Source organism: Paenibacillus sp. GCM10027629, assembly GCF_042676425.1.
In the GTDB taxonomy this organism is placed as follows: domain Bacteria; phylum Bacillota; class Bacilli; order Paenibacillales; family Paenibacillaceae; genus Paenibacillus_K; species Paenibacillus_K terrigena.
Window position 1 is genome coordinate 1154345 of record NZ_JBHTGZ010000003.1, and the last position, 9495, is coordinate 1163839.

The 9495-nt window shown below is 37.8% G+C and carries 11 protein-coding genes and 1 pseudogene; 11 read left to right on the top strand and 1 reads right to left on the bottom strand.

Annotated features, from left to right (window positions below; all coding sequences use genetic code 11):
• The 11 genes from ACFQZR_RS05865 to ACFQZR_RS05915 all read left to right on the top strand — a co-directional run.
• Positions 1 to 420, top strand: a 420-nt coding sequence (locus ACFQZR_RS05865; protein ID WP_379343717.1) for a glycerol-3-phosphate acyltransferase, incomplete at its 5' end; no start/stop codon positions are given.
• A gap of 664 nt (positions 421 to 1084) precedes the next feature.
• Positions 1085 to 1504, top strand: a complete 420-nt coding sequence (locus ACFQZR_RS05870) for a hypothetical protein (protein ID WP_379343719.1) — start codon at positions 1085 to 1087, stop codon at positions 1502 to 1504.
• A 406-nt stretch (positions 1505 to 1910) separates the two neighbouring features.
• Complete coding sequence (locus tag ACFQZR_RS05875) at positions 1911 to 2444, top strand: DinB family protein (RefSeq protein ID WP_379343721.1); 534 nt, start codon at positions 1911 to 1913, stop codon at positions 2442 to 2444.
• Positions 2435 to 2803 carry a VOC family protein gene (locus ACFQZR_RS05880; protein ID WP_379343723.1) on the top strand — a complete coding sequence of 123 codons (369 nt, stop codon included), beginning with the start codon at positions 2435 to 2437 and terminating at the stop codon, positions 2801 to 2803. The genes ACFQZR_RS05875 and ACFQZR_RS05880 overlap by 10 nt, the downstream gene beginning before the upstream one ends.
• 199 nt (positions 2804 to 3002) lie before the next feature.
• A complete protein-coding gene (locus ACFQZR_RS05885) occupies positions 3003 to 3437 on the top strand; it encodes a GNAT family N-acetyltransferase (RefSeq protein WP_379343725.1) in 435 nt (144 codons plus the stop codon).
• A 225-nt stretch (positions 3438 to 3662) separates the two neighbouring features.
• Positions 3663 to 4631 (top strand): ROK family protein, encoded by a 969-nt coding sequence (locus ACFQZR_RS05890; RefSeq protein ID WP_379343727.1) that lies wholly within the window; start codon positions 3663 to 3665, stop codon positions 4629 to 4631.
• Between the two features lie 181 nt (positions 4632 to 4812).
• A complete protein-coding gene (locus ACFQZR_RS05895; protein ID WP_379343729.1) occupies positions 4813 to 5367 on the top strand; it encodes a GNAT family N-acetyltransferase in 555 nt (184 codons plus the stop codon).
• A gap of 194 nt (positions 5368 to 5561) precedes the next feature.
• Complete coding sequence (locus tag ACFQZR_RS05900; RefSeq protein WP_379343731.1) at positions 5562 to 6071, top strand: copper amine oxidase N-terminal domain-containing protein; 510 nt, start codon at positions 5562 to 5564, stop codon at positions 6069 to 6071.
• Between the two features lie 202 nt (positions 6072 to 6273).
• Positions 6274 to 7227, top strand: a complete 954-nt coding sequence (locus tag ACFQZR_RS05905) for a phosphotransferase enzyme family protein (protein WP_379343733.1) — start codon at positions 6274 to 6276, stop codon at positions 7225 to 7227.
• Between the two features lie 233 nt (positions 7228 to 7460).
• Positions 7461 to 7970 (top strand): GNAT family N-acetyltransferase, encoded by a 510-nt coding sequence (locus ACFQZR_RS05910; RefSeq protein ID WP_379343735.1) that lies wholly within the window; start codon positions 7461 to 7463, stop codon positions 7968 to 7970.
• 192 nt (positions 7971 to 8162) lie between these two features.
• Positions 8163 to 8570, top strand: coding sequence for a hypothetical protein (locus ACFQZR_RS05915; protein ID WP_018757704.1), 408 nt, complete (start codon positions 8163 to 8165; stop codon positions 8568 to 8570).
• Between the two features lie 188 nt (positions 8571 to 8758).
• On the opposite strand, the pseudogene ACFQZR_RS05920 reads toward ACFQZR_RS05915, so the two are convergent.
• Positions 8759 to 9409 (bottom strand): annotated as a pseudogene (locus tag ACFQZR_RS05920) (FGGY family carbohydrate kinase); the annotation flags it as partial.
• Between the last annotated feature and the right edge of the window lie 86 nt (positions 9410 to 9495).

Consider the following 9495-nt stretch of genomic DNA (forward strand, 5'->3'; position numbering starts at 1 on the left):
ATTGCCTGTTATATAGGCTTGTTCCTTGGCGTTTACTTTTATTCGGGAGAGGCTAAAGATTGCGTAAGCCTTTTAGCGGCAGGTGCAGGAGCAGTTATAGGGCATAACTGGCCGGTATATTTTGGGTTTAAAGGGGGCAAGGGAGCACTTACAGCAGTGGCTGTGCTGTTTATGGTTAACTGGGTTATGGCCCTTTTATGCCTTGGCTTTTTTGTATTAATAGTAGCTTTAACCCGTTATGTTTCTTTAGGCACAATATGTGCTACAATGCTTTTTGCGGCTATTTCATTTGTTCCTGTTTTTGGGAATACCTTATATTTTTATTTATTTGCATGCCTAATGGCGTTTATGACTATTTTCAGGCATACGGGAAATATAAAAAGACTGCTTTCAGGAACAGAAAGTAAACTTATTCTTTGAACTATTTTATTGAGGCAAAGAAGATGATTGGGTTAATCTAACGGAGAACGATAGTTCAATAAAGACTTTTGAAGGCAGTCGGATTTTTGTGTCGGCTGCCTTTGCTTAATTAAAGGGCAGGATAGGTTAATCGCTTCGCGAATATTCTTTATATGGAATTATAGCGTTGGTTACCAATCAAAATGGAGGTCTAAATATGAAAATCATCAAGAAATTCAGTTTTTGGTTACTGATATTATCTTTGATCATTTGCCTCTTTAATTTATCTGGGAACGATGATAAAAATATGCTTCTTTTTTTAACTAGTCCTGTTTTATTATCGTTAAATTCTTGGCTGACTACTTTACATTACTCATTTGAAAATGAACTCTTGTGGCAATTCGTACTCTATGGAATACATATATGTACCTGGTTGTTTACGGGTTTAATGATAGATTGGCTGATCCATAGAAAAATAAACGAAGAATGACTGAATAGCCAGATGACTATTACGCTAACGGGACACTATAGCTTAATAAATAACTAAAGAGAGGCTGTCGGCATAGATCGGCAGCCTCGTTGCGCTAACGGGCAGGATAGTTCAAGAGTTTCGCGAATAAGACATTAGATGAAACATTAGTAGACTTTAATGTAACACAAATCTGGATATTTCTTCGGAGGTATAATGAAGAAAAGATTATTTGTTCTTACAGTTATTATGCTCGTGATAGTAGGTAGTATTATTGGTTATATTAGCTCCAAGAATGGAACAATAAATATCGTAAAAATATTAATAGAAAATGTTGAGAGAGGTAATCTTAAATGGGGAGGATTGAGTAACGAACAGGTAAATTCAATAAAAGAAATGTTTAAATTTTCTGATGATAATGAATTAAATAGACCTGAAATAAAAATTAGAAAAACTTATAAAAATGGAAATGAAGAAGAATTAATAGCAACTTTTGAGATATTTCAATATAGTGAAAATAACCAAATTGAGAATATATACATAGGACATTTATCATTTAAATTGGTGCAGAAGTCAATCTTTAAATGGGAAGTAGTAGATGTTACAACCATAGAAAAGATGAAAAAAACATTGTGAAAGTATCTCAGGTATCTTCGTGTAACACCGTATCTAAGTAGCGTTGCGTTTGCTCCTTGGTCTACCGAGGTTTTTCGGGAGTGATTTCAGCAGACAAACGCTACACAACCTAACCACATATAGCACAGGATATGGAATATTGGGCAAGAACCATATGGGACAGTCGGCGGACAAATAATAATTTGTATTTAGATTTACGGTGATTCCGTATTATTGGTAGAAGTACGGATCATTAAACTAACGGGACACGATAGCTCAATAAAGACATTTGAAGGCAGCCGGCTACTTGTGATAGGTTGCCTTTTCTCAACTAACGGGCAGATTAATTTAGATATATAAAGGGAAAAAAATAAGCAATAGAGAATTGGTAATTGGAGTCTTCCATTTTTTGCGGGGGGAGTTTTATATGCAAACTATTCAAGGAGATGTGAGTTTATTGGACAGCACATCGTTATTGATTGACTTTCTCTTGAAGAAATATAAATCGGAAAAGAAAGGGACACTGCAAGTTATTGAACAATTAACAGACGAAGATATTGTATGGGCACCTACACCTGAGAGCAACAGCATTGCCAATTTAGTGGCACACATTTGGGGAACTGTTCATCAAAGAATAGAAGTCGCATTCTTTAATGTTCCAGATACTAGAAACAGAGATAAGGAATTCGAGCGTGGTCTCCAACTATCGAAAGAGCAAGCTTTGGAGCTTATTACTAAGTCTTTTGATCGTATAATTGAGGTTTTGGAAAATGTGAAAGCCAGACCTGAAATGTTACTTGAACAACCTTATTTGAATTTGCCACCTCTGACGAATAGCGGAGTTGACAACCAAGCTACTGTCCTTGAAATGATTCTGCATCAATTTAGACATTTACCTGGTCATACAGGTCAAATCATTTACATTGCAAAAATGAGGAAGGGGTATCTAGTGTGGGAATAACACTTAGATCGACATACTTGACCATCCCAGTAAGTAATTATGATCGGTCTGTAGAATGGTACGGTGAACATTTGGGTTTCAAGGTAACTATGAGGGATCCGAATTATATTGAATTGCAAAATGAATTTGGAATAAAAATCTTACTTCAACAAAATGAACACAATCTTAATTCTCATTTTGTCTATCCGAATGGAGCACTTCAGTCATCTTACGGATTTATGGTTGATGACGCAGAATCTGCGTATCAGTATTTCAACGATAAAGGCATAAAAGTCGGAGAATTCTTTAACTATCAAGGCAAATCCTTTTCATTCTACGACCCAGACGGGAATTTTATAGAGATATGGAGTTTAAGCTAACGGGACACGAGAGCTTAAAAAACTACACAACGAGGCTGCCACAGATGATGAGGCATCGTTAAGCTATTGGGAGAAGTAAAAAAACAGTAAATATCTCTTAGTTATTAATGGAAAATATATACAAGGCGTAGTATAATGGATTTATTCCATTGTATAGTATATAGTTTCATTAAATGAAACGTTAAAGCGAGGGAATTTTATGGCCTACTTCATTCGAAAAGCTAATGAAAATGATATTCCTGTTCTTTCTTTACTAATGAAGGAATTGAGCGGCATACCTATTTCACATGATGATATGAAGAACAGGCTCCAGATGGTAGAGAAAAGTTCTACAGATTCAATTTTTATATACGAAGAAGAAGGGGATATTAAAGCGACGCTTGTATTTCGAATTCGAGAGAACATACGTGAGGTAAGCAGATATGGTGAGATTTGCATCCTTGTAGTTAAATCATCAGCAAAGAGACAAGGTATTGGAAAGCGTCTAATATCTTTTGCAGAACAACTCGCGACAGATTTAGGATGTATAGGCGCATATCTTATTAGTGGTTTTGGAAGAAAAGATGAAGCTCATCAGTTTTACTTAGATTTAGGATATGAAATTACTGGTTATCGTTTCGTAAAGAAATTATGACATTATAATATAAAACTGTGATTCAATGATTCGAATCAACTAACGGGACACGATAATGAAACGGAGCAGACTGCCACGGCGGTCTGCTTTGTCATTGAATAACGGGAGATTATTGCAGTAAAACTCGATGTGATAAATCTCCATGATAATAGTCTCATAAGTCCATTCATTTTAATAATCTAGTAATTTACGATATTTGAAAATACATGAGAGCGGGGATTAGTTATGAGTAAATTTATTATTGGAATTGACCTTGGTGGAACAAATATTAAGTCAGCTATTTTCAACAAGGAGTTTCAAAAAATTCAAGAAAGAAGTGACCCCACGGAAGCATCAAAAGGACCTACTCATGTATTAAACAGAATTAAAGAAATTGTTCAAGAGATGATGTCGCTCGAAGGAATCAATCAAACTTCTATTAAGTGCATGGGTATGGGAATCCCTGGTTTACTTAATCCAGAAGAAGGTCTATCAATATTTTCACCAAACTTTCCAGAATGGGAAAACATTCATGTTGTGAATCAAATGAAAAGCGATTTCGACTTTCCTGTTTTTATCGACAATGATGTGCGGGTGAATATGTATGGTGAATGGCTGTTTGGTGCAGGAACAGGTTACAAAAACTTGGTATTGATCACGTTAGGCACTGGCTTAGGATTAGGTATTGTAAATGATGGAAAGGTATTCTACGGTACAACATCTAGCGCGGGCGAAATTGGGCATATGAATATGTACCGGGAAGGCCGTCCTTGCCGTTGTGGAAGCTCAGGTTGTCTGGGTAGATACGTATCTGCAATAGGAATGGTTAAAACCTTTACAGATAAACTTGAGGAAGGTCGGTCAAGCATCGTATTACAATGGGTGGGAGACGATCGGACGGGAATTTCTGCCCAAATGATTTCAGAGGCATACGATATGGGAGATTCACTTGCAATTGAGGTTATGCATGAAACAGGAAAGATTCTTGGATTCGGTCTCTCGAATGTAATCAACCTTTTAAATCCAGAAGTAATTATTGTTGGTGGTGGAATGTCTGCAGCTGGTGATCGCTTGCTAAATTCAGTACGTGATACCGTTGGAAATCATGCATTAAAACTTTCTTCCCAAGCTTGCAAGATAGAGCAAGCCATATTAGGTGGACAAGCTGGTATGATCGGCGCGGCTGCATATGCGAACAGTAAGATGCGTTCATAATCCAACCTATTTTTGTGAAGTTGTTACGCTAACGGCTGTAGCTTAATAAATAACTAAAGCGAGGCTGTCGGCATAGATCGGCAGCCTCGTTGCGCTAACTGGAAGGATTGTTCAAAAGTTTCACGAATACCCTACATATGGAATTATTTGAAAAGTTCGTGATAAGACGTATAGGAAATCAATGCAAAACAAAAAGATTACTGAAATATTTTCGAGCTTTGGAGGAAGAGAGATGGATGTTAGATTAAGAACATTAAATATGGATGATTACGATATTGTATTGAATTGGAGCAAGGACGATGTATTTTGTTCTGCTAATGGGTGGAAGAAAGATAGAAGCGCTGAGGAAATATATAAGTGGTGGAGTAATTGTGTTAATAATAAATCAGAAGATTTCATTAGAAAGGGTATTGAGTATAACGGAAAATTAGTGGGATATGTAGATTTAGCATGTATTAAAGATTTATCTGCGGAAATAGGTATTGCAATTGGTGAGAGTAATTTATGGGGTAAGGCAATAGGGGCTAATGCGGCTATATGTATGATGGATTATGCGTCGAAGGAGTTAGGCATAACAATTTTGAATGGTGAAACGCACAAAACAAATTATCGTTCAAGAAAGATGCTTGAGAATTTAGGATTTAAGGAAATTAGCCGAATTGGGGACGAATACTACATGGGAAGTAGGACGGAATTAATACAATATAAGATTATTTTAACGGATGAAGATACATGATCTTTCCTTGAACAACGGATATTTTAGGTTTCTCAGAGAAAGCATTGACATCCGATAAACCGCCAGCCGTGTTACGCTAACGGGCAGGATAACGCAACTTTTATTTACTAGGAACTGTCTAACAGTTAGTGGTTCTCATCCATAAGAATCACGGAAATCGAATCCCACTCGTAAATAGTTAGGAGTTGTTGTTCATGAAAAGGCATTCATTGCTCTCCCTTAGCGTTCTAATTGTTTGTTTCATGTTAGTTGGCGGACACATTGTATTAGCGGAGGGTACAGCGAAGGTCACAAACCAATGTTGGCCGTGTCAACCGACCATCTATATCAACGCCGAGAAACAAGAGCTGAAAGGTAACATTCCTCCAAGCGGTTCTACATTAGTTCCGTTTAGAGCATTTTTCTCAAGTTTAAAATTGAATGCTCAGTTTGATAACCAAACGAAAACAGTTACCGCCAAGAACGACGATACTACGATTACTTTGACCGCTGGAAAAAGAGTTGCGACGTTATATGGTAAAGAAGTAAGTCTTCTACAAAGTCCTGCACTTTCTGAAGATGACGATTTAATGTATGTAAACCTTCGCTTTATTGCCGAAACTTTTGGTGCAGTGGTTCGGTTCGATAAGAGTACGTTATCTATATATATTGATTTCCCTAAAACAAATCAGTGTCCGCCCCGTTACGCTAACGGGACACGATAGTTGAATCGTGAAATAGAGGCAGCCGGTCAAACGATCAGCTGCCATTTTCATTGAAGTAACGGGCAGTTTAGCATGAAGATGATGGGTAAAATTAGATATAATGGTTTTTCACCTTAAATAGCATAAGTTGCTATGGTACGATGTATTTATTATGTCGAACAAGGGAGAGAAGGGAATCGTGAAAATAACACAGGAATTTGCAATGGAAGCAATAAATAATTACTCCTCAATTCATTATCAATCCATCGTTCATATCGGTACTAATGCAAATACCGTCTTTAAGATAATGGATCAAATGAATAACTGTTACAGTTTGCGTATCCACCAATCAAGAAACGATGCAATGGATGACGTTTGGACTGAGAAAGAAGTCATTCATTCCGAAATGGTTTGGTTGGAAGCCTTAACTAGAGAAACAGATCTGGTAGTCCCATCTCCTATAAAAAATAACGATAGTGATTATGTTACTTCGATTAACGGCTTGAATTGTACGTTGTTAAAATGGGTGGATGGTGAGCAAAAACCTATTGTGCCGTCCAGTGAGGAAGCTGGATACGTTGGTGAAATGATTGGGAAGTTACATAAGCACTCCTCGTCTTGGATTGTCCCTTTAAATTTTCACCGTCCACTATTTGATCATACGCGAATTTTACAATCATTAGAAAAGCTCAGCCAGCTCGCTGACAAGGACGAACTTAATAAAGATGAGGTAAAAATTGTGAAGTTAGCTGGAGAGCGTGCTATTTCAATGATGAATGACATTGAAAGGACATCCGGCAATTGGGGAATTATTCACGCAGATTTAATCCCAAGTAACTTTGTGTTCTATGAACGAGAGGCTAGAGCAATTGATTTTGGAGCTTGTGTTTTTGGCTATTATTTATTCGACTTGGGCTGGACATTTTCTTATATTCACCCCTCTTTCAGAAGTAATTTGCTCGAAGCTTACACCAAACATTTTGATTTACCAATTAATTATATTGAACTGTTGGAAGGCTTCTTTGTAGCAGCCCAACTTGAAACTATGAATTTTTGGATAGGCTTACCTGAATCCAAGGAATGGTTACCGGGTCATATTGGAAAATTGGCAAGTCGCGAATTTAAGTCATACGTAAATAAACAATTTTTGTTTAGTGGTATTCCGTACTGGGAGTAGTCATTAAGCTAACGGGACACGATAGTTGAATAACACAAATTGTTGAGCAGACTGCCGAGGTCTGCTTATTTTATTGAACTAAAGGGCAGTTTTGCGTGGTGGCAGACTGATACCTCCGCATGAATATTGAGCAGTAATGAACGGTTTAAATTAAATTCAATCTTCCATTTATTAGGTTTTATTGGATGATTATTAGAGCAATAGAGGTTTGATTTAAGGTGGGGGGAAGAATAATGGAGTTACTCATAGATAAGGTGAATCCCGAAAGGAAAGAAATATTAAAAAATCTAATGACGTTGCATTTACACGACTTATCCGAATTCATTGATAACATCAGTTTGAATTCGAACAATGGTCTTTTCGAATTCGATGTACTTGACTGGTTTTTTGAGAAAGAGGGACTCACACCATTTTTTATCAACTTAAATGGTGAACCAGTAGGCTTTATTCTATTACAAAGTGGTCCATATTCAAATCAAGAATATGCAGATTATGTGTTGAATTCCTTCTTTATAATCAAGAATCAGAGAAGGAAAGGGATTGGGAAATCTGCTTGTAACAAGTTCTTTGAAATGTATCCTGGTAGATATGCAATTGGTCAGGCACAAACCAATATTCCAGCAGTAAAATTTTGGAGGAACGTATATGAATCATTTGGGGTAAATCCTTATGAAAAAGAAGAAATTGAGGATGGAATTAAGATGGTATATCAATACTTTAAGACACATTCATCATTAAGCTAACGGGACACGATAGTTGAATTAGACAGGGAGCAGATCGCCGTGGCAACTGCTCCCTTCTTCATTGAAGTAACGGGCAGGATAGTTCAAAAGTTTCGCGAATACCCTACATATGGAATTGTTTACGAAGTTCGTGAATAAGACGTTATAGGAAATCGGCATATTATTTTATAAAAAATATAGTGAGGTTCATCAATGAAGAAAAGAGTGATAGTGAAACTATTAACATCTTTAATTTCAAGTATTATTATGGCCATTGGCTGCGCTCTTATCTTTTTTGGATATGAGGATTTTTGGTCCATTAGTCTATTTTGTTCAGTAATTTTTGTGATTATCTATTCAGTGATCGGAGTTCCAGTATCAATCTTAATTGATATGTATTTCTCAAGGATAAAAATGATAAGTAAGTTCAAGAGAACACTATTATTGGCCTTCTTATATGTTTTCAGTGGAGTAGTATCAACAATTATTTTCTATGCAATATCTAGAAGAGAACGCTATAGTAGACTTTTTGAAAAAGAGATGATCATGTTTTATGAAATTGGAATTGTAGGGTCATTGTTATTTTTAATTGTTGAAAGAGTAATTAGAAGAATACGTTAGTATTCCAAGAAGATGCCGACATCCTATAACACTGTGTTCACGCTTCGTGCCGGGCATTCGCCGTCCCTCGGGATTAAACTAACGGGACACGATAGTTGAATGACATGTATTGGTGAGCAGGTTCTCGTAGCCTGCTCTTTTTATTAAGCTAACGGGCAGGATAGTTGAATCTTATTAAAGGGATATTCATCCATTTCTCGAATACTCCAAGTTCCGCTGCTTAGATATGCCCATGGGCGGTTAATCTGGATTGGGACCCCAACGACGGCAGAAGCCGTATCATGTGTGGGCACGACGACCAGTTGACAGTCCGGCAAGCGATGCGCGTGGACAAGATCAGGCAGAATAGAACCCAAGAATTCACCCGGTTCCTGCAACTGGCGAACTGATCCTTGCGCAGTTGCAGCAGGCCCAGCAAATCTTCGTCAAAATCGCCCGTCTTCACGTTCAACAGTTGCGTCGTGGAAGCATTTGTGCGCTCATTCATCCGCCGGCCCGATAACCGGTAATATAAATAATCGGCTACGAGCAGAATACTGCTTGCACGGGACAATTCATTCGGACCATGAGCAAACAGCTGATATAGCGTATTTAAACCGCTGTTCCTGAATACCCGTCTTCGCATAGACTATTTCTCGGCTTATCCGTTGATGCAGCCGATCCGGTACATCCTCCGTGCGGTGATCGCGGTAAGCATAGACCTCGTGCATGCGAGACCCGGCATCATCCAGCAGCACATAATCTACGGTCCACGTATCGATCCCCAGAGTGCACGCTTCAATCCCTTGCTGCTTGGCCAGCTGCAGCCCCTTCACGATTTCCTGGAACAAGTACTCGATTTGTTGAATTTTGAATTGCACAAATTAAGTGTACATGGGAGTGGATGAGATGTCTTTGCACGTTATATCCCTATCAGGAATGGTTC